The 21412-nt window shown below is 44.5% G+C and carries 20 protein-coding genes (1 of these 20 running past the window's edge); 7 read left to right on the top strand and 13 right to left on the bottom strand.

Going from position 1 to position 21412, the window contains the following annotated elements; all coding sequences use genetic code 11:
• A protein-coding gene (locus tag AC2CZC_RS06540; protein ID WP_484584243.1) for a DUF1488 family protein crosses the window boundary here: on the bottom strand, positions 1 to 93 show its 5' portion. The gene continues 147 nt to the left of window position 1, outside the view; the window shows 93 of its 240 coding nt (coding positions 1-93); the start codon lies at positions 91 to 93; the stop codon falls past the left edge of the window.
• A gap of 2 nt (positions 94 to 95) precedes the next feature.
• On the bottom strand, positions 96 to 905 hold the full coding sequence (gene aroE, locus AC2CZC_RS06535; protein WP_484584242.1) for a shikimate dehydrogenase: 810 nt from the start codon (positions 903 to 905) through the stop codon (positions 96 to 98).
• A gap of 26 nt (positions 906 to 931) precedes the next feature.
• On the opposite strand from aroE, the gene AC2CZC_RS06530 reads away from it, so the two are divergent.
• Positions 932 to 1393: a group II truncated hemoglobin gene (locus AC2CZC_RS06530; protein WP_484584241.1), complete on the top strand. Its 462-nt coding sequence runs from the start codon at positions 932 to 934 to the stop codon at positions 1391 to 1393.
• Positions 1394 to 1496: 103 nt separating this feature from the next.
• A complete protein-coding gene (locus AC2CZC_RS06525) occupies positions 1497 to 3104 on the top strand; it encodes a methyl-accepting chemotaxis protein (RefSeq protein WP_484584240.1) in 1608 nt (535 codons plus the stop codon).
• 46 nt (positions 3105 to 3150) lie between these two features.
• On the opposite strand, the gene hemF is transcribed toward AC2CZC_RS06525, so the two are convergent.
• The 6 genes from hemF to AC2CZC_RS06495 form a co-directional block, all read right to left on the bottom strand.
• Entirely contained in the window at positions 3151 to 4077 is a 927-nt protein-coding gene (hemF, locus tag AC2CZC_RS06520) for an oxygen-dependent coproporphyrinogen oxidase (RefSeq protein ID WP_063360133.1), read from the bottom strand.
• Positions 4078 to 4081: 4 nt separating this feature from the next.
• Positions 4082 to 4657 (bottom strand): L-threonylcarbamoyladenylate synthase type 1 TsaC, encoded by a 576-nt coding sequence (gene tsaC / locus AC2CZC_RS06515; RefSeq protein ID WP_484584239.1) that lies wholly within the window; start codon positions 4655 to 4657, stop codon positions 4082 to 4084.
• The gene (locus tag AC2CZC_RS06510; RefSeq protein WP_063360170.1) at positions 4644 to 5222 is read right to left on the bottom strand and encodes a DNA topoisomerase family protein; all 579 of its coding nucleotides are present in this window, start codon (positions 5220 to 5222) and stop codon (positions 4644 to 4646) included. The genes tsaC and AC2CZC_RS06510 overlap by 14 nt, the downstream gene beginning before the upstream one ends.
• 170 nt (positions 5223 to 5392) lie before the next feature.
• Positions 5393 to 5866: a DUF494 family protein gene (locus AC2CZC_RS06505; RefSeq protein WP_063360135.1), complete on the bottom strand. Its 474-nt coding sequence runs from the start codon at positions 5864 to 5866 to the stop codon at positions 5393 to 5395.
• A gap of 2 nt (positions 5867 to 5868) precedes the next feature.
• Positions 5869 to 6948: a DNA-processing protein DprA gene (gene dprA / locus AC2CZC_RS06500; protein WP_063360136.1), complete on the bottom strand. Its 1080-nt coding sequence runs from the start codon at positions 6946 to 6948 to the stop codon at positions 5869 to 5871.
• Between the two features lie 25 nt (positions 6949 to 6973).
• Positions 6974 to 8086, bottom strand: coding sequence for a LysM peptidoglycan-binding domain-containing protein (locus tag AC2CZC_RS06495; protein WP_063360137.1), 1113 nt, complete (start codon positions 8084 to 8086; stop codon positions 6974 to 6976).
• A 116-nt stretch (positions 8087 to 8202) separates the two neighbouring features.
• Here AC2CZC_RS06495 and def point away from each other — a divergent pair, with 116 nt between their 5' ends.
• The 4 genes from def to trkA are packed head-to-tail and all read left to right on the top strand — an operon-like array spanning position 8203 to position 12366.
• Positions 8203 to 8712, top strand: a complete 510-nt coding sequence (gene def / locus AC2CZC_RS06490; protein ID WP_063360138.1) for a peptide deformylase — start codon at positions 8203 to 8205, stop codon at positions 8710 to 8712.
• A gap of 31 nt (positions 8713 to 8743) precedes the next feature.
• Positions 8744 to 9688, top strand: coding sequence for a methionyl-tRNA formyltransferase (gene fmt, locus AC2CZC_RS06485; RefSeq protein WP_063360139.1), 945 nt, complete (start codon positions 8744 to 8746; stop codon positions 9686 to 9688).
• Positions 9688 to 10971 carry a 16S rRNA (cytosine(967)-C(5))-methyltransferase RsmB gene (rsmB, locus tag AC2CZC_RS06480; RefSeq protein WP_063360140.1) on the top strand — a complete coding sequence of 428 codons (1284 nt, stop codon included), beginning with the start codon at positions 9688 to 9690 and terminating at the stop codon, positions 10969 to 10971. Before fmt ends, rsmB begins: the two co-directional genes overlap by 1 nt.
• An 18-nt stretch (positions 10972 to 10989) precedes the next feature.
• The gene (gene trkA / locus AC2CZC_RS06475; RefSeq protein WP_063360141.1) at positions 10990 to 12366 is read left to right on the top strand and encodes a Trk system potassium transporter TrkA; all 1377 of its coding nucleotides are present in this window, start codon (positions 10990 to 10992) and stop codon (positions 12364 to 12366) included.
• A 47-nt stretch (positions 12367 to 12413) separates the two neighbouring features.
• On the opposite strand, the gene AC2CZC_RS06470 is transcribed toward trkA, so the two are convergent.
• From AC2CZC_RS06470 to AC2CZC_RS06450, 5 genes are all read right to left on the bottom strand, one after another.
• On the bottom strand, positions 12414 to 13091 hold the full coding sequence (locus AC2CZC_RS06470; RefSeq protein WP_063360171.1) for a flagellar brake domain-containing protein: 678 nt from the start codon (positions 13089 to 13091) through the stop codon (positions 12414 to 12416).
• Positions 13092 to 13335: 244 nt separating this feature from the next.
• Entirely contained in the window at positions 13336 to 14787 is a 1452-nt protein-coding gene (locus tag AC2CZC_RS06465; protein WP_039611128.1) for a TrkH family potassium uptake protein, read from the bottom strand.
• Positions 14788 to 14870: 83 nt separating this feature from the next.
• Positions 14871 to 15485, bottom strand: coding sequence for a YigZ family protein (locus AC2CZC_RS06460; RefSeq protein WP_063360142.1), 615 nt, complete (start codon positions 15483 to 15485; stop codon positions 14871 to 14873).
• An 87-nt stretch (positions 15486 to 15572) separates the two neighbouring features.
• On the bottom strand, positions 15573 to 16895 hold the full coding sequence (pepQ, locus tag AC2CZC_RS06455; protein ID WP_484584238.1) for a Xaa-Pro dipeptidase: 1323 nt from the start codon (positions 16893 to 16895) through the stop codon (positions 15573 to 15575).
• Between the two features lie 105 nt (positions 16896 to 17000).
• Positions 17001 to 18869: a transglycosylase SLT domain-containing protein gene (locus AC2CZC_RS06450; RefSeq protein ID WP_484584854.1), complete on the bottom strand. Its 1869-nt coding sequence runs from the start codon at positions 18867 to 18869 to the stop codon at positions 17001 to 17003.
• 380 nt (positions 18870 to 19249) lie between these two features.
• Here AC2CZC_RS06450 and fadB point away from each other — a divergent pair, with 380 nt between their 5' ends.
• Positions 19250 to 21412 (top strand): fatty acid oxidation complex subunit alpha FadB, encoded by a 2163-nt coding sequence (gene fadB, locus AC2CZC_RS06445; protein WP_484584237.1) that lies wholly within the window; start codon positions 19250 to 19252, stop codon positions 21410 to 21412.

Here is a 21412-nt window from a genome sequence, read left to right as displayed (position 1 = left end):
CACTATCATGCCAGAAACCATGGCAGTAAAGACTAATCGACTATGCGCAACGTCATAGTGAATATCATCATTAAATAAGACTGCTTGATTCATGATTATTTTACCTTTTCCAATACCGCTTCAACATTTGGAGATTTACCTCGCCACACAGTATACGCTTCAGCAGCTTGCCCAACTAACATACCAATACCATCAATTAGCTGACAATTTGAATTATGCGTCGCAATCCAGTTTAAAAAGCTCGTCTGCGTATCACTATAAAACATATCGTAGCCCCAGCTTGTCTGCGCCACGACATTACTTGCAATATTCGGTATGTCACCAGTGACGCTCGAGGATGTCGAGTTTATCACACCTGTGTAAGGTAAATGTGGGATTTCATTGAGTGCCACAGCTGTGACTTCACCGTAAGGGGCAAATAACGTCGCTAATTGTTGCGCTTTTGACACCGTACGATTTGCTACTACGATGTGTTTAACACCAGCCTGCAATAATGGATATATACACCCTCTTGCTGCACCACCAGCGCCCAATAGCAAAATGACAGCATCTTGTAATTGCACATGATGTCTCAGTAAATCCGATACTAGGCCAGCACCATCCGTATTATCACCTAATACTGTTCCATCATCTTGTCGCTTTAATGTATTAACAGCGCCAGCCAGTTTTGCCCGCTCAGTGAGCAGATCAGCATAATTAAACGCTTCTTCCTTAAACGGTAAAGTGACATTCGCTCCAAGTCCGCCATCTGCAAAGAACGCATTGATACTACTAACAAAGCCATCTACCGGCGCCAATATAGCGGTATAGTCAATCTGCTCATTAAGTTCAGATGCAAATTGCGAATGAATCTCTGGCGATTTAGAATGCTTTATCGGGTTACCAAAAACCGCGTATTTATCCATTTTTAGCCTAACAATAGTGATAGTGAATGAAGCAGTTAATTAAACGTATCTTTAATAAAGATGCAAGTGAAGATCCTAAGACATCGCAAAATCATCATGCACCTAACCCCGAACGCACACCCTATGAATTAATTGGTGGTGAAAAAGGGGCGCTCGCTTTGGCAAATCGCTTTTATGATGTTATGGAAAGCGATCCCTATGCAAAACCACTTTACGACATGCACCCACTGCCACTTGATAGGATCCGTCAGGTATTTTTTGAATTCTTGTCAGGTTGGTTGGGTGGTCCTGACTTATTTGTAGAAAAGCATGGTCATCCGCGTCTGAGAATGCGCCACATGCCTTTTACTATCAACCAAGACCTGCGTGACCAATGGATGTATTGCATGGATAAAGCACTAGATGCTGAGATTGATAACCCACTACTGCGTGAAGGCTTAAGAAAGTCGTTGGCACAATTAGCGACACATATGATTAACCAAGGCTAGCGTGCTATTTGTAATTTTGCATTAGCGAAGTCACTTTTGCGCTGAGTCAAATGGTACGGGTTTATTCACACGCATAATGAATGCTTAATTTCTATTAGGTGCGATGCGTGTGAAGTCTATTCAACATAAAATATATGCCCTGCTCGCCATTACTGGTGTATTGGTACTCATAGCCAGTATCTTGAGCAATAGTAGTCAACAAAAAAACCTCGCCGAGCAAACTGTCGAAACCAATATTCGATTACTGGCCGATAATTACTTCGACTCTATCAATACCATGATGCTCACCGGCACTATGTCTAATCGCCATATTCTCGGGGAAAAGCTTCGTAACCATGACAATATTGAAGATGCTCACATCGTCCGTGGTGATAAAGTCAATAAGCTTTACGGCCAAGGAAATGCCAACGAATCCCCACAAACGGATGCTGAACATGCGGTACTCAGAGGTGAAGAACTATTAGTCATCGAGCAACGCGGTGATAAGCGAGTTATGACTTACCTAAAACCTATGGTTGCCAGTGCTGATTACAAGGGCACAAATTGCTTAGGCTGCCATCAAGCGCAAGAAGGTGATGTGTTAGGCGCAGTCAAAATCAGCTACTCTCTGAGCGATATCGATAATACTGTCGATACCAATACCGTATTTAGTACCGCACTACTAAGTACCATCTTTGCCACTGCGTTCATCATTTTAGGTATCTTGTTCCGCAAACTATTTATTGTTCGTTTAAAAAGGCTTGGTAAAACCATGCGTCTTGCTACGTCCAATCAAGATTTAAGCTTACGCATTGAAGATGATATAGATGATGAGCTAGGCCGCCTTGCTACTAACTTCAATAAAATGATGGCAGCCTTTAAAGATAGTATTGCCGAGGTGTCCCGTTCATCAAAAATCTTGATCCATTCTGCAGAGCATATATACACCGCTGCAGAAACCACAGAAGAAGCCATACAAGCGCAAAAGCAAGGGACAGATTCGGTCGCTGCCGCAATCAATGAACTAGAGAGCTCATCCAGTGAAGTTAAAAATACTACCCATTTTGCCTCTGAAAAGTCTGACAGTAGCAATCACCTTGCAGAGCAAAGTATGTCGATTGCCCACACCACCGAGCAAAGTATCAATCAATTAGCCGATGATATTCGAGATGCGGCTAATCAAGTCAGCCAATTGCAAACACAAACTCTGGCTGTTGGCAAAGTGCTAGAGGTGATAAGCAGTATCGCTGAGCAAACGAATTTGCTGGCGCTCAACGCTGCTATAGAAGCCGCACGCGCAGGCGAAGCAGGTAGAGGGTTTGCCGTAGTTGCTGATGAAGTGAGAACGCTGGCAACTCGTACTCATGACTCTACTGATGAGATACGCCGCACCATAGATAAATTACAACAAGAAGCACAGCAAACCGTTAACGCAATGACGGCTTCCTGTGCAGAGGCTGATGATCGCGCACAGCAAGTGCAACAGGTTGCTCAGGCGTTAAAGGATATTTCATCTCAAATGCATGAGATCAATGCGCTCAATGTGCAAATTGCCGATGCCACTGAGCAACAAAACCAAGCTGCTGAAGAGATCAACCAAAGTGTCGTCGCCATTCGGGATAATGCCGAGCAATCTTTGGAAGATGCCCACGGTAGTAAACGAGTCAGTGAAGAGCTACTCGAGCTAGCCCGATCTTTGGATGAGCAGGTGCGAGGGTTCAAATTAGACTAACCATTAAAAAAGGAGCATCACGCTCCTTTTTTAAAACTCAACCAATTTATGAGAGCGCGTCTATATTCAACCAATCTTGTGGTTTTAAGAAATGCTCATATAACTTTGCTTCATTAGAGCCAGACTCCGGGGTGAAGTCATACTCCCATCTAGCTAATGGCGGCATCGACATCAAAATGGACTCCGTACGACCACCGCTTTGCAAACCAAATAATGTGCCTCTGTCCCATACTAAATTGAATTCAACATATCGGCCTCGACGATAAAGCTGAAACTCGCGCTCTTGCTCAGTCACTTGGGAAGCCTTCCTGCGCTCAATGATGGGGACATAAGCAGGTAAAAAGCCTTCGCCAACAGCTTGCATAAAGGCAAAGCTCTTATCAAAGCCCCACTCATTCAGATCATCAAAAAATAATCCACCTACACCCCGGGTCTCATCACGGTGTTTTAAGTAAAAATAATCATCACACCACTTTTTATACCGCGGATACACGTCATCACCAAATGGGTCACATAGGTCTTTTGCGACTTGGTGCCAGTGCTTAACGTCTTCCAAATGCGGATAAAACGGCGTTAGATCAAAGCCACCGCCAAACCACCAAATCGGCGCCTCGCCTTCTTTTTCAGCAATGAAAAAACGCACATTGGCGTGACTGGTTGGTATATGAGGGTTTTTTGGGTGAATAACCAAAGAGACGCCGCAGGCATGAAAACTTCGCCCCGCTAATTCTGGTCGATGCGCTGTTGCTGATGCAGGCATTGACGCGCCAAAAACATGAGAGTAATTGACTCCACCCTGCTCAATGACATCTCCGCCTCTAAGCACCCGTGTTCGACCGCCGCCGCCTTCTGCACGCTCCCACTTATCTTCCACAAATTTACCCCTGCCGTCAGCTTGCTCTAAGCCCGCACAGATAGCATCTTGCAACTGCAATAAGAATGCCTTGACCGTCTCTAAATTCACTTTGCTCACGCACTTAGCTCCTAAATACTTTGCCTGTCATGGCATCACGGATTTGGCTTGGTGCAGTGCGACCACCTAACTCACCCTCTTGATAAAAACCAACGCGTTCATTAAACATGGCTTTGGCTTCATCAATGGTCATTGCAGGCTCTTCACCACTGAAGTTAGCACTGGTCGATACGAGTGGCTTACCAAATGTCTTACAGAGTTGTTTCACAACAGGATGATCGGTCACTCGAACAGCGACGCTCGAATGCTCACCCGTCAGCCATTTTGGTGTCGTCGATTTGGCAGGTAGAACCCAGGTGACCGGTCCTGGCCATGCTGAAAAGATCTCTGCACGTCTATCCATTGGGATTTTTGCGTCATCGACATAGTCTAAACACTGGGCAAAATTGTCAGCAATCAGGATTAGGCCTTTTTCAATTGGGCGCTCTTTTAACGCCAAAAGTTTATGTACCGCACTTTCGCTATCCGGATCGCACCCCAAACCAAAAATGGCTTCAGTGGGGTAACAGATCAACTCACCTTGCTGCAATGCATCAATCGCAGATTGCGGCTTAGCTGTTTGATTTTCATTGTGACTCATAGGGATCCTCAATCATATGCTGACAAGCTTTTTGCGGACATTGTAACATAGCTTTTCCAGCCCGCTTTTTTTGCACCATCACAGGCCAATCGCACTGCTCACACTGATGTGCTACGGGATACTGATTCAAACTATATTTGCATTTAGGATAAGCATCGCACGCATAAAAAAACTTGCCGTACTTGTTCTGTCTTTTCTGTAGATGCCCTTTATGACATTTAGGGCACTGAGGAAGTGTATCTGCTTGCTCCTCTTCTTCATGCACAATGAAGTCACACTCTGGGTAACCGGTACACCCTATAAACATGCCATATCGACCATTTCTGATCACCAATGCTCGACCACATTCTGGGCAAGGTGCATCATCTAATACTTTGATTTCGTTGCTCTCATGATGAGCAAAGGCGCGCATATAATCGCATGTTGGGTAATTGGCACAGCCGAGAAATGCCCCATTTTTAGAGTGCTTGACCACCAGCTCTGAACCACATTTTGGGCAGATCTCATATTCTTTTTCTAATGCATGTTTATCTGCATTAAAAAGAGAGTGATCAATTTTACTCATTTGTTTACCTTCAGTGTGCATGCTTTGCGCTATTTTACTGCGTGTATCAATATAAGGACAATAGAATTACACATAAATTAGTCGAGATAAGCATATTCGAAAGAGTTAGAAAAACTGATGACATGAATTTGCTACGGCACTTTGATAGTTCAAATATGCCGCAGGCATTGTTAGTGTAGTAACCCTGATGGTTGCTCGAAGATTAAATCTTCCATTTGTGCATAGGCATGCTCTTTTCCAGGTACATTAAATAGCACCATTAAAATCACCCATTTCAAATCATCCAAACAAATAGATGATTTTTCGAGTGCCAGCATACGGTCAACGACCATTTCTCTGGTCGTGCTATCAATCACGCCTATTTGCTCAACAAACATTAAAAAACCTCGGCATTCTACATCAAGTACTCGACACTCTTCAGCCGTATAAATGCGTATCGCTGAGTCTGGTTTTGCGTTTAAGTAAGGAAATTCGTCACTGTGTTGAAGATCTGCTAGTTGCTCTAACCAATCCAAGGCTTTATATATTTCTGATTGATCAAAGCCTGCGCCAACTAACTCATCTGTTAACTGATTTTGCTCTACGAAGATATCCGCTTCGCTGTGAATATAGTTCTCAAATAAATACATCAGGATATCAAACATATTTAACCCCTCGCTAATTTGATGTAGCCGTTTAATACACGTTCTACTTTGTCTTCAAGCTCTAAGTCCAATAGTCTGGCAAGTACCTGCTCTACTGGCCACTGGGTCCTCTGTGCTAAGGTATCAACGTCAGTTACCTCATAACCGAGATTTTGCAAAACGAGGCAAGCCTCCTGTTTTTTCTCACTTTCTATAATATATAGACTGTTTTCGGGTAAAAAGCTCACCTCTTCAATAATATCACTGACATTTTCAGTCAGCTTTGCGCCCTGCTTTATTAAAAAGTGGCACCCCTCAGATAAACTGTGGCGAATGGAACCTGGAATAGCAAATACCTCTTTATTTTGCTCAATGGCATAACGCGCAGTGACCAGTGAACCACTTTTAATCTCAGCTTCAACCAATAACACGCCCAAAGAGAGTCCTGATATAATTCGATTGCGTCTTGGAAAATTAGTTCCATGAGGTTTAGTACCGGGCAAAAACTCACTGACTATCAAGCCTTGTTCAACAATGCGCCAATACAGCTCGTCGTGACGCTTTGGATAAATCACATCGGCACCTGTCCCCAACACCGCAATCGTCCCCCGCATACTTTGCAGAGCACCGCGATGTGCAGCGCCATCAATACCTCTTGCCATGCCTGAGGTGATAACAAAATTAGCGTCTCCCAGCTGTTTGGCAAAATCATAAGCGTTGTCCATCCCTAACCGAGATGCACTGCGACTGCCCACAATGGCAATTTGAGGTTGATGCAACAGCTCATTGTTGCCACGGCAAAATAACAACCAAGGTGGACTACAAATTTGTTTTAGCGACTCAGGATAATGGGTGTCAAAATAATGGATTATTTGAATTTTTGAAGATAAGCACTGTGCAAGGATACTATCCACTTTAGGCCAATCTATGGTGACCAGTTGCTGTGCTATGTGGTCACCCAGCCCTAACTGACAAAGTGCAGGTTTAGAAAAAGTAAAAAGCTCAGATAATTCAGCTTTTTGTTTTAACGCCAAGATGGTGCTCACACCGATGCCACGACATAGATATAAAGCCACAGCTTCTCTTAATGATAAATGTGTCATGCTCCCTCCTTGAGCAATGTTTAATTTAATTCGTTACGCTGTCTCCTATCTGAGCTGGTTGAGACGTTTTCATGACCATCGCGTAACTAATATTGTCATAGACTTTGAATAGCATCAGCTCACCCACTTTTTCACTGGGCATGTGCCATACAGTGCTATTCTCACTGTTTTCTTCACCAAACCAAGAGCCAACTTCCCCAATAAGCTTATCAAGACTGCTAGAGTCTTCTATGTATTTTGGCGTCCCATTACGCTCTACAACTGTCGGGGACTGGCGTAATATGTCCAATACGCTGCCTTCAACTAATTGCTGCTTACTCCCTACATTCAACACCACAACAGACATAGGGCCAAATTCACTGTGTTGATTGCTACTGGCGATAATGGTGCCATCAACCGCTTCTGTTGGCCTGCTCATTTTAAAAGTCGCTTTTAAATCTTGACCTTGCGGCAGTGGCATTAAAAAATCACCCGCCTTAACTTCCCTTTTAACCGCTTCAATTTTTACAGTGCTCGGCACCCCTTCAGAAATATTTCCCGCTTTTAAAGCACGTGCAGTCCCCACCAAGATGGTTTCATATGCCAGTGTTGCTAGACCATCCTTATAAGCACTGCCACGACGGTAAATACCATAATTTCCACCTCGAACGAGATTGCCTTTTACATACAGCAAATGACCTGTAATGCTCATTTTAAAATTTTTGCTGGCACCCAGTACAATGGGATACGTATCAATGTCAGCTTGATCAAGTGCTTGATCGTAACTTAAGTAAGGCTCTAATACCGAGAGAGGTAACGTCGGTATTGCGGTGCCTTTTTCTGCTATGATACGCACGTGTGGCGATAATTTTCTTACCCCTTTGTCAATTACTAATATCGGATTACCATGTTCATCCTTTCCAAGCGATAAAATATTACCGGGGTAAATCAAATGCGGATTATCAATTTGCGGGTTTTGCTGCCAAAGCTTTCGCCACTTCCAAGGGCTATTTAAATACAAACTCGAAATATCCCATAGTGTGTCACCCTTCTTAACCACATACCGTTTGGGCGCGTCAGATTTAACCGTCAAAGTATCGGCCATCGTAGGGAATACAGCTGAAGCTGCCAGTAATAAGGCTGCAATTTGAGATTTCATTCCGAATTCCTTGAGTTATTTTTAGATATTATCCACCAAAACCTGTTAAAGGGGAACGTGAATGGCTAAAATAAGAGCATACATTACCCCATTTATACAGACTGTAAAAGGTATCCATGGCAAAGTTAGAAGTGCTTACATTTCCAGACGAGCGTTTGCGTACAGTGGCAAAACCGGTGGAAGAAGTAAATGATGAAATCCGTAAAATCGTCAAAGACATGTTAGAAACCATGTATGAAGAAAACGGCGTTGGTTTAGCAGCAACACAAGTTGATATTCATCAACGTATTGTGGTGATCGACGTATCAGAAGAACGCAATGAACCATATGTTTTGATCAACCCTGAAATCATCGCCACAGAAGGGACTATGGTCTGCGAAGAAGGCTGTCTATCTGTACCCTACTCATATGCAAAAGTAGACCGAGCTGAGAAAGTGACCGTCAAGGCCCTCAATGAAAACGGTGAAGAGTACCAATTTGATGCGCAAGAACTGCTCTCAAACTGTATACAGCATGAGCTAGACCACCTTGCAGGCAAGCTTTTCATTGATTACCTGTCGCCACTTAAGCGCCAACGTATCAAGAAGAAAATTGAAAAAGAAGCGCGCCTAGCGGCTAAAGCGTAATCATACACATTTTTTATTGGACAGATTATTCGTGAATACCCCTTTACGTATCGTGTTTGCGGGCACGCCAGATTTTGCTGCACGCCATCTTCAAGCATTGCTCAACTCCCATCATGAAGTTGTTGCAGTGTACAGTACACCAGATAAACCAGCTGGTCGCGGAAAAAAACTAAAAGCCAGTGAAGTAAAAACACTCGCTCTAGAGAATAACCTGCCAGTTATCCAGCCCGCTTCTCTAAAAAACGACGAAGCAACGCAACAACTTGCTGAGTTAAATGCTGATGTCATGGTCGTGGTTGCCTATGGACTACTATTGCCAAAGGCCATATTAAATACGCCTAAACTTGGCTGTCTTAACGTACACGGCTCTATTTTGCCAAGATGGCGTGGTGCTGCCCCTATTCAACGCGCAATTTGGGCTGGGGATCAAGAAACCGGTGTGACCATCATGCAAATGGATGAAGGCTTAGATACCGGTGATATGCTACATATCGCCACGTGTCCAATCGATACGCAAGAAACCAGTGCAAGCCTATATGCAAAACTTGCAGAATTAGGTCCGTCCGCATTGGTAGAAACGCTAGATAAGCTCGCGGCGGGTAACATCACCCCAGAAGTTCAGGATGACGCCCTATCAAACTATGCACAAAAGCTCTCTAAGCAAGAGGCTGACATTGATTGGACCATGGAAGCTGCACAAATTGAGCGTAATATCCGCGCGTTTAACCCATGGCCGATGTGCTTTACGCAAATGCAGTCACAAACAGTGAAAATTTGGCAGGCCAATGTCGTCGAACAACAAGGTGAAGCCGGAACAGTTTTAAGCGCAGACAAGCAAGGTATTGTCGTTGCGTGTGGCACCCATGCCTTACAAATCACCCAACTTCAACCGCAGGGTAAAAAGCCAATGTCAGCGCAAGACTTTTTAAATGGTCGTGCTGAATGGGTAACACCTGGCAATAAGGTAGGTGCCTAATGGCAAATGTACGCGCACTCGCGGCACAAACACTATTTCAAGTCGTCGATAAAGGGCAGTCACTCACAGCGCAATTGCCTTATGCCAGCCAAAAGCTACCAGTCAAAGATCGCGCTTTACTGCAGCAAATGTGTTACGGCGTGCTGCGCTATTTGCCGAGCCTTGAAAACTATTGTCAGCAGTTACTTGATCAACCATTACGAGGCAAGCGTCGCGTTTTTCAGTTTTTGCTTTATGTCGGTATTTATCAACTTCAGCATATGCGCGTCCCCGCTCATGCAGCAGTAGCAGAAACCGTTAATGCACTTAAGTCATTAGGTGCGCCAGGCATGAAAGGCCTAGTCAACGCAGTACTGCGCAACTTTCAACGTCAGCAGGCAACTCTTGAGCAAAGTGCGAATGAGATCATGGTCTGTCAGTACAATCACCCAAGTTGGTTTATTAAAAAGATTCAGGCTGCTTACCCAGAGACTTGGTCTGACATTCTAGAAGCCAATCAGCTACAAGCCCCTATGTGGCTGCGTGTAAATCAGCGTCAAGCCGACACGGATACCTACGCTCAGCAACTAGATAAAGCAGACATTGACTATACTCTGGATGAATCGCACCCTGATGGTATTTTACTTGACCACCCAGTAGATGTGACAAAATTACCGGGCTTCTCAACGGGTGCAAGCTCTGTGCAAGATGCCGCGGCACAAATGGCAGCCCGCTTATTATCACCACAAGATGGAGATAATATCTTAGATGCATGCGCAGCACCGGGTGGAAAAACCTGTCATATATTAGAACTTGCAGATGCCCAAGTCACCGCATTAGATGCTGATGAGAAACGTTTAGAGCGCGTCACCGATAATCTTAATCGCTTGTCATTAACAGCACAGTGCGTGCATGGGCTTGCCGATGAACCTGATAACTGGTGGCAAGGCGAGCAATTTGATCGTATTCTGTTAGACGTACCTTGTTCTGCAACTGGCGTGATCCGCCGTCACCCTGATATCAAATGGTTAAGACGCGCAGCTGACATTGATGAACTGGCAGCGTTACAAGCCAAAATACTGGATAATATCTGGCCATTACTCAAGTCAGGCGGTACTTTAGTCTATGCGACCTGCTCTGTTTTGCCGGAAGAAAACCACCAGCAGATCAGTGCTTTCTTATCACGCACAGACGATGCACAGCACATTGCTTTGCATGCACAAGACAAGGTTGAACAGCCTGGCTTGCAATTATTGCCTGGCATCACGGATGGCTTCTATTACGCCAAGTTGCAAAAACTCTAAACGTTGTAAGTTTAAGCTATGAAAATCATTATTTTAGGCGCTGGACAAGTTGGCGGTACACTGGCAGAAAACCTCGTTGGTGAGCAAAACGAAATCACGGTCGTTGATATCGATGGTGAGCGTTTACGCGAACTGCAGGATAAATACGATCTGCAAGGCGTCAATGGACATAGTGCGCACCCTGAAGTGCTCAGGCAAGCGGGTGCCGAAGATGCCGATATGATCATTGCCGTGACCAGTTCCGATGAAGTAAACATGGTTGCATGCCAAGTCGCCTATAGTATTTTCAATACGCCTACGAAAATTGCTCGGATCCGTTCCGAGCAATATCTAGACTATCGCGAAAAACTATTTCACAACGATGATCTCCCCGTAGATCATTACATTGCACCGGAGCAATTGGTCACTAAGTATATTCGTCGATTAATTGATTACCCCGGCGCACTGCAAGTACTGCAATTTGCCGATGGCATGCTGTCACTGGTCGCGGTCAAAGCCTATTATGGTGGCTTGCTGGTTGGTTATGCACTGTCAGCATTGAAAGAGCATATTCCTAATGTTGATACTCGAGTCGCTGCAATTTACCGTCAAGGTAAAGCAATCAAACCACTGGGCACAACCGTGATAGAAGCGGATGATGAAGTCTTCTTTATCGCCGCCACTAAACACATCCGCGCAGTCATGAATGAGCTGCAAAAGCTGGAGCAATCGTATAAAAAAATCATGATCGCCGGTGGTGGTAATATCGGTGCAGGCCTTGCCCGCTCGTTAGAGAAAAATCACAGTGTTAAACTGATTGAACGCAATCACAGTCGCGCATCTCAACTTTCTGAAATGCTCGATAACACAGTTGTATTCTGTGGTGACGCCTCTGATCAAGAGCTACTATCTGAAGAACATATCGAACAAGTGGATGTGTTTATTGCCGTCACCAATGATGATGAAGCCAATATCATGGCTGCCATGTTGGCCAAGCGTATGGGCGCGCAAAAAACCATGGTACTTATCCAACGCAGTGCCTATGTTGATCTTGTACAGGGTGGTGAAATTGATATCGCAATATCACCTCAGCAAGCTACGATTTCAGCACTCCTCACGCATGTTCGTCGTGGTGATATCGTCAATGTTTACTCGCTTCGTAAGGGGGCTGCAGAAGCCATTGAAGCCGTCGCACACGGCGATGAAAACACCTCTAAAGTTGTAGGTCGAGCGATCCGTGATATTAGGTTGCCACACGGCACTACCATTGGTGCGATAGTGAGAGATTCAGAAGTACTCATTGCCCATGATCACACGGTGATTGAGTCAGGTGATCACGTGATCATGTTCTTAATCGATAAAAAACAAATTGGTGTCGTTGAAAAGTTATTCCAAGTCAGTGCGCTATTTGTATAACACACATCCGAGATGGCCAATGTGCGCCATCTCGTCATCACACAGAGCTATTCGTTACCCAGTACAGAAATATCAATTAAATAGTCTTTAAGTATCGCCTGCACTTGCTTATCTTGGCTTTCTAAGTGAATCCCCAATGATACAATCTCTTCTTGGTTTTCTTTCACCCGGCACACCTTACCAACAAGCGTCAGTTTTTTTGCATCTTTGCCTTCAATTAAAATTTCACAAGACAGTTCTTTTAACTCTTCTGGCAAATGCGTTTTCTGAACATCAAACATCAAACCCGCCAAAGAAATATCCTTGATGACACCCACTTCACTTTTACCTTCTACATTTAGCACCGCTGGTATCAAGGTAGGAATGCGCGTCTGAGCGCGTAATTTATAGGTTTGCACTTCGTTAGGATAATACAGGTAGATGAGCCTGGCTGGGTGTGTGGTCACTGATTTAATGGTTTCTTTAAATGCGATAATTTGTCCATCACCTTCCTCTGGTAAAGCACGTACAATCACCTCAGTGCCCTCTTTGACATAATCCATTGCCGCCCCCAAGCGCTGATGGCTAGGGTGGTTTAAAATAATAAATTGATTCTCAAGCGCACCAACAAACTCTGTTTTGATCCGCTTGCGATTGGCTGGCAGTACAATCTCCATATCGACAATACTTCCCGCTCGCATTTGTAAGACCTGCAAACGATTTTCTGCCAACTCTTGTATAGTCATGCTAAATACCTCTAACGCTTCCATTGTTTATTTTAGCAGTATGACGCCCCTATATGACGCCATCGCATAATTACTATGAATTATCGTCTAGATATAAAAAAACTTTAACTTTTACACGGGATTTCACACTTGATGATGGGTTTAAGCGCCCATCATCAGACTTTTGGAGGGAGTAAAAAGCGCAGTCCAAAAGCGCGTTGCCAAGGCATCCTTGCCTTGGGATAAATTCAATCTTCAGGAAAAACTAGCCTCGCCAGAACGTTGGCGTAAATAACACTAATAAAGTAAATATTTCTAAGCGGCCAAATACCATCGCTAGCGTTAAAATCCACTTAGCGGTATCGGTGATATCACCATAGTGCGCCGCCACATCTCCCAAGCCTGGACCTAGGTTATTGAGGCAAGCGGCAGTTGCAGAAAACGCCGTGATATTATCAAGCCCCGTGCCCAGTAGCGCGATCATGATGATCACAAACACCAAAGCATAGGCAGAGAAAAACCCCCATACCGCTTCAACTACCTTGTCTGGTAAAGCTTTTCTACCCAATTTAATCGAATAGATGGCTCTTGGGTGTACCAAGCGATTTAACTCTCGGATCCCCTGCAAGTACAATAAAAACACCCGAACTACCTTCATCCCACCACCAGTAGAGCCGGCACAACCGCCAATAAAGCTGGAAAAAATCAGTAAAATAGGCAAAAACAGTGGCCAAGCAGAAAAGCTATCGGTTGCAAAGCCCGCTGTCGTACTGATTGAAACGGCTTGGAATAAAGCATGGTCTAACGTCTCATCACCATCGCTATAAACTTGATTTGAAGACAATACCGCAAAACAGATCACCACCAGCGCCAGTTGAATAAACAAGAAGACTTTAAACTCCGGGTCGCGTAAATATGCTCGCACACTGCGACTTGCCACCGCCGCATAATGCAGCGAGAAATTAATCGCCGCAATAAGCAAGAACACCACACAGATAAAGTTAATCATCGGGCTATCAAAGTGACCAATCGACGCGTCATACGTAGAAAAACCGCCTATCGCAATGGTCGCAAACGCATGACAAATGGCATCAAACCAGCCCATCCCAGCAAACTTATACGCCAATGTACACGCTGCGGTCAGAGCCACATAAATGTACCAAAGGTGTTTTGCCGTATCGGCAATACGCGGCGTCATTTTCGAGTCTTTCACCGGCCCCGGTGTTTCTGCACGATATAACTGCATCCCACCAACGCCAAGCATAGGCAGCACCGCGACCGCAAGTACAATGATCCCCATGCCACCGAGCCACTGTAGCTGTTGACGATAAAACAGTACTGACTTTGGTAAATACTCTATTCCGGTTAAGACCGTGGCACCTGTGGTTGTTAATCCAGAAAACGCTTCAAATACCGCGTCGGCAAAAGAGAGGTTAGGTTCATCGAGAAATATAAGAGGTACGGATGCAAACGATCCCAGTACCAACCAAAATAACACCACAATCAAAAAGCCTTCTCGGGCTTTGAGTTCACCGCGTTCTTTTCGGTTTGGGTAATAGGCCATCAGACCAATTAAGACACTAAAGATAAAAGCCAAAACGAAAGGCACACCACCACCATCTTTGTAGATCAAAGATACCAGTGCTGGCGGCACCATAGTCAAACTAAACAGTGCGACGAGTTGGCCAAGAATTTTTATAATGGTACGAAATTGCATAACGCAGATCGCTTGTTGTTATGATTAAACTTGATTGTCTAATACACTCGGGCGTTAGTAAACCTCATAACCCGACAAAGCAATTACTTTTGTAGTTTCATTGTCACACTACCGTGGGTCAGATCAAATATTGACTGAATGGCCAGCTTGGCTTCTCGGGCATCAATCTCTATTTGCCAGCCAATATTTGCTGTAAACGTATGCTGGATATTCAGTACCTGATACTGGCTAGCTAAATGCTGTTCAATGACCCCTTGCAGCGCATAGTCGGACTCACCAATGAGTATTGCTGCAGGTACTTTCACTGCTGTCGTCAACACATTCAAGGCATTATTCAAAGTGCCGCCATAAGCTCGAACTAGACCACCTGTTCCGAGCTTAATCCCCCCGAAATAACGCGTCGTCACCGCGGTGATTTCACCAATACCAGAGCCCATTAAGACATTCAACATAGGTTTTCCAGCCGTACCATTAGGCTCACCATCATCAGAAAAACCTAAAACATGACTGCCTCCTGGAGCCCCAGCCACATGCGCCCAACAATTGTGACGCGCATCTGGGTATGCGTCATTAATACTGCGAATAAATGCTTTTGCATCGTCCACTGTAGGGGTATGCGCAACATGCACCAAAAACGTACTTTTTTTGATTTCTTCGTGATGTGAAATGGTTTCAGTTGGGATTTTATATTCTGACATAAAGTATTTTCTAGCAAAAAGGAGCCTTTCGACTCCTTTTATTAAACAAGCTGAGCCGTACTTACACCAGTACGACACACCAAAATATTAATCTAAGTTAAGATCGCGCGTCATATTCTCAAGACGGTCTTCGTGAACAATAATATTGTCTTCAATACGGATCCCGCCATATGGCTTAAACTCTTCCACCTTATCCCAATTGATATACTGTGCGTGTTCGCCTTTTGCTAAATCGCTAAGTAATGAATCAATGAAATATAAACCAGGCTCAATGGTAAATACTTGCCCAGCTTCAATGCGCCTTGTACAACGTAAGAACGGGTGTCCTTCAGGTGGTGCCTGATGTGTACCTTGCTCATCAGCCATAAAGCCACCCATGTCATGTACCTGCAAACCAATGTGGTGGCCCAATCCATGTGGGAAGAACGTCGATGAAATGCCCTTCTCGACAATCTCATCTGCACCTAAGTTCACCACTTTAAAGTCAGACAAAATTTGCGCCATACGACGATGGCAATCAATGTGTAGCTCACCGTACAATTTACCTGGCTCAAGCGCATTGCCAAGGGCTATTTGATGTTGGTTTAACGCATCTACCATCTCTGCAAATTGCCCTTGCTTAGCAAAGTCATAGGTACGCGTGATGTCTGAAGCATAGCCATTGAAGTTGGCGCCTGCATCAATTAAGAATGAGAGATGCTTGCTCGGAGCCTGACGTTCAAAATGCGTGTAGTGCAAAATCGCACAGTGCTGGTTAAGCGCCACGATATTGCCATACGGCGTATCATTTTCCATATGTGCAGTCGCATTCAAATACGCCTGCTGAATAGAAAACTCAGATCCACCCGCATAAAATTCATCTCTGGCAGCTTGGTGGCCAAGTACCGCAATGCGGTTAGCTTCGCGCAGACAGGTCAGCTCATATTGTGTCTTGTAGGCACGATGATAATGCAGATAGTTCATCACTGGCTCTGGATTCATTTGACCAAAACCAAGCGCTTGCGCGACCTCGAGGTATTCGCCGATATAAGCAAACTTCTCTTTGTCGTAAGGCAGTAGTTTTTCAACCTGCTCAGGGTGAACGAGCAACGTAATATCAAAATGCTCAGTCCAAAAATCACTTGGCTCATCAGGAACTTTATGCCAAAAATCTACAGGACGATAAAAAATCAATTTAGGCTTATCTACGCCATTGACCACTAACCAACAGTGTGGATTATCGATGACCGGTAACCAAGCTTTAAACTGCGGATTAACTTTAAATGGATAATACATATCATCCAAAAACTGGCGTTTAGCTTGACCGGAATGAATAACTAAGCCATCAAGGCCTTCGCGCTCAACGATGGTTTTAGTACGCGCCTGAAGCGTGGTGATATGCTCTGCATACAAATTTGCTAATGTGTCCACAGTGTACCCATATTAATTCTGTTCAATTATGTTTGAGTCTAACATAGCACCGTCTCAAAAACGATGCCATGCCAACTCCTTGAAATGACGTCACAGCACGACGCTTTAACGTTTGCCGCCTATACTCATATCCAAGATCCCTGCCAACACATTCCCCTCTCGACCAAGCTTGGTATGATAGACCTGTCGATACGCCATCACATTTTTCACATAGTCCCGAGTTTCTCGATATGGAATAAGCTCAATCCATAATTCAGCAGGCATGGCTTCATCCGGTACCCAGCGCTTCACTCTGTGATAGCCAGCGTTATAGGAAGCGGTCGCTAATATCTCATTGCCCTTAGTTTTACGCTTTAAGTACTCCAAATAGTCCGTCCCAAGACGAATATTAATAGACGGTGTCATCAACTGCTTCTTAGAGACACGCTTTTTCGCCACGTAACGGGCTGTGCTCGGCAGCATCTGCATCAAGCCATAAGCATCAGCAGAGGATCTCGCATCTGGTGCAAAGCTGCTTTCACGACGTGCCACCGCATAGCTCCAAGCAAGATCAACCCGATTTCGCTCACTATAACGCTCAAATAAACTGTCAAACGCCATCGGGAAGCGTAAATCGACATAGTTCCATGCTTTAATCTGCGCTAGGGTGTAAATGGTGCTGTCATACCAATCTAATTCTGCAGCCAATATCGATGCAGCAAGCTTTTCTTCAGTACTGGATGTGTTAGTTAAATAGTTCCATTCTCTACGAGCGTGGGTAAAACGCTCCAGCTCATACAGTGCTTTTGCCCTTTTAAAGCCGGGCGCTTGTGACACACTCGCTAACGTTTGCTCATTGACATCCAGTGACTGCGCATTCATTGACGGTGGTAAGTTCAGTCGCGCCGCTGCCAGAAAACCATAATAATCTCGCTTACTGGCCAGTGACTGCCACAGTGATGTCGCTTTGGCAGAATCTCCGCGCTTAAAGTAGCTGTAACCGAGCCAATAAGTTTGCCCATTACTCAAGTTATCCATACCTGTGAACAGTGCTGCGATCCCTTCCCAATCTTGTTCTTTGAGCATATTACTCATCAGCCATTGACGGAGCTTCACATCTTGTAATTCAGTAGGCACTTTATTTAACCAAAAACGCGCTTGCTCATGCCCTTTTGATGCCAAAGCCAATGCAAAGCGATAAGCCACGCTGTCTTTCTGCGCTTGGCTAAATTCAAACATGTCTTGCAGTTTATCCCATGCTCTAAGCGCCAACTTTGGGTCTCGCCAAATAAGTCTTCTAACGCCATACACCGCGATTTCACTTTCTTTTTGACTGCGTTGTTTATAACGATACAACCCTGCTGACGCGCTTGGGTTTCTGCGCACCGCCACATATAAATCTGCAAGATACGCTTCATTACTTGGCAACAAGGTTTTTAAGTACTTAATTAGCGAGGTTTGACCGCCCTGTGCTGCCTTGGTAGTGCGTTGCCAAATTAACGCTTGTGAGCGGTAACCTGCTTTTTGCCACTGTGAAAATAACTTATCGCAGGCTTTCGGTTGTGACTTGCCCACCACCCACAAAGGTTCAACTTGATCTAAAATGGCTTTTTTGGGCGCGCCTAAGTCCAATTGAAACTGCAAATATGTGCATTTTAACTCTGCATTATTTGTTGCCTGATAATGTTCAATGAATAACGCTTTCTTACCGCGCTTTTTTAAATAGTTCAGCCAGCTTTTGCGCACAGGCCAATCCAAGGGCGTGTGGTCATAGACAGATAAAAACTGACTAATTTCTGCTTGATATTTTAATCTGGGATGACGTTTATAAAATGTCATCTCGACGTAAGGCTTCAATGGATGATCAAGCTCATCCAGTGCGTGTTTAAATTTAGTGTAATTTCCTGACCAAGCGATTCGCTCAGCTTGTATAAAATCTTGATGGGGCTTTTGCGCATACCCTTGGGTACTTAACAAAGTGAAAAAAGCGCACATACCCGTACTAAAAAACCGAGAGATCCGTAATTTCATGGCGACCTATACTTTACATAAATGCGTTGTATATCCAGACCCAGCTAATTTAAAAACCGTGTTTAAAGACAAAAGCTGAGTACTTCCTTAATTAAACTGCGTCACGCAGTCTTGAGCAGCACCTATGCCCTACTCATAATCAAGTTATGCATGATTGAAGGTTTAAATAAACTGAATGCGTAAACCTTAAAACACCTTAGTCCAATCTATGCACTTAGCCACCTTAACATTCCAATTTATGCTTTACAGTAAATCTGCGGTAAATTTTTCATTGCAATTTTCATTTAAAGGCGCCACACTGAATGAAATGACAACTCATCGTACCAGTGTCACGGAGAACAAGTATGTTAATCAAAAGCGAGTCCTTTGTAGTTGATTTTTGCAAAGGCAATATTGCTGAGTTTAAGTTTTGTCTGCCCGGTTCGGTAAACAAACTTTCTCAACGAACCCTGCAAGACTGTGCCAAAGCACTAGCTGAACTCAGCGCACGTGATGATGTAAAAGGCCTAGTTTTTACCAGTGATAAAGACCACTTTATTGTTGGTGCCGATATCTTCGAATTCTTACCGACCTTTAATCGCCCTGAACAAGAACTCGTAAGTTGGATAAAAGATGCCACTGACGTATTCGATGCGATTGAAGATTTACCTTTCCCAACCTTATCAGCCATCAATGGCCTAGCACTGGGTGGCGGATGTGAGTGGGTACTTGCTACCGATTATCGTATTGCAACTCCTAATGCCAAAATCGGTTTACCTGAAGTCAAACTTGGGATCATGCCTGGTTTTGGTGGTACCGTGAGACTGCCTCGCGTGATTGGTGCAGATAATGCCATGACTTGGATCTCAACCGGTCAGGAAAATCGTGCGCCCGATGCCTTTAAAGTCGGCGCATTAGATGCCGTTGTTGCAGCGGATAAATTAATGGACGCCGCGATAAAAACACTAGAGCAAGCCATTGATGGTAAGCTCGATTGGCAAGCAAAGCGCCAACTTAAACTTGAGCCTCTAAAGATGAATCGTGTTGAGCAAGGCATGAGCTTTGCGATGGCAGAAGGCATGGTTATGGCAAAAACCAAAGGCCATTACCCTGCACCTGTGATGGCAGTCAAAACCATCAAAGCGGCAGCTAACCAGACTCGCACAGAGGCTATGGCAATCGAAAATGCCAACTTTGCAAAACTAGCCAAAACGGCTGAAGCAGCAGCGCAAACAGGTATTTTCCTAGCGGACCAGTACATTAAAGGCGTTGCCAAAAAACAAGCTAAGGCAAGCCAACTTGATATTAAGCAAGCGGCTGTACTCGGTGCTGGCATTATGGGTGGTGGCATTGCCTACCAGTCAGCCTATAAAGGCACGCCGATTGTCATGAAAGACATCAACCAAGCTGCGCTTGATTTAGGCATGGGCGAAGCGGCTGGCTTACTGGGTAAAAAAGTAAAACGCGGCCACATGAAAACAGAAAAAATGGTTGCCACGCTTGGGAAAATAAAACCAACACTTAACGAACGTGATTTAGAAAACTCAGACATCATTGTTGAAGCCGTTGTCGAAAACCCACAAATTAAAAAAGCGGTGCTAGCTGATTTAGAAAAGCAATTACCAAAAGGCACTGTGCTGACGTCAAACACCTCTACTATCCGTATTGACGAGTTAGCAACTGCGCTTGAAAACCCAGAGCATTTTTGTGGTATGCACTTCTTTAACCCAGTGCCTAAGATGCCACTTGTTGAAATCATTCGTGGTGAAAAAACCTCAGATGATACAGTTGCAGCTGTTGTTGACTACGCATTGAAACTCGGTAAATCGCCAATTGTCGTTAATGACTGCCCTGGCTTTTTCGTAAACCGCGTCTTATTCCCTTATTTTGCAGGCTTCAGCAAGCTCGTTGTTGAAGGGGCTGACTTTAGTCAAATAGACAAAGTCATGGAAAATGTATTTGGTTGGCCTATGGGTCCAGCTTACCTGCTTGATGTTGTCGGTATCGACACGGCCAATCATTGTACAGGCGTGATGGCAGAGGGTTTCCCAACCCGCATGGCTCGTCAAGACAAAGACCCAGTTGCCTTACTAGCCAATGCAGAACGTTTTGGTCAAAAAAATCAAAAAGGGTTTTACCAATATGCGCCGGATAGAAAAGGCCGCTTGAAAAAGAGCAAAGATCCTGAATCATTGACGCTTTTGAGTCAGATTTGTGATGACGCGCAGCAGTTCGACAAGCAAACTATTATTGAGCGCTGTATGGTCCCTATGATCAACGAAGTACTGCTTTGTTTGCAAGAAGGCATTGTCGCTTCACCGCAAGAAGCAGATATGGCACTCATTTACGGTATTGGCTTCCCGCCATTTAGAGGAGGCGCTTTCCGTTACTTAGATCAAATTGGTTTGAGTGAGTTTGTTGCTATGGCAGATAAATATGCTGACTTAGGTGAAATATACCAAGTTTCTGAGCAAACACGTGCTTGGGCAGCAGAAGGTAAAGTGTTCTATCAAGTGGAGGGCCAGTAA

It is taken from the genome of Pseudoalteromonas sp. MMG033 (genome assembly GCF_057197785.1).
This window is presented reverse-complemented; position numbering and strand designations above follow the sequence as displayed.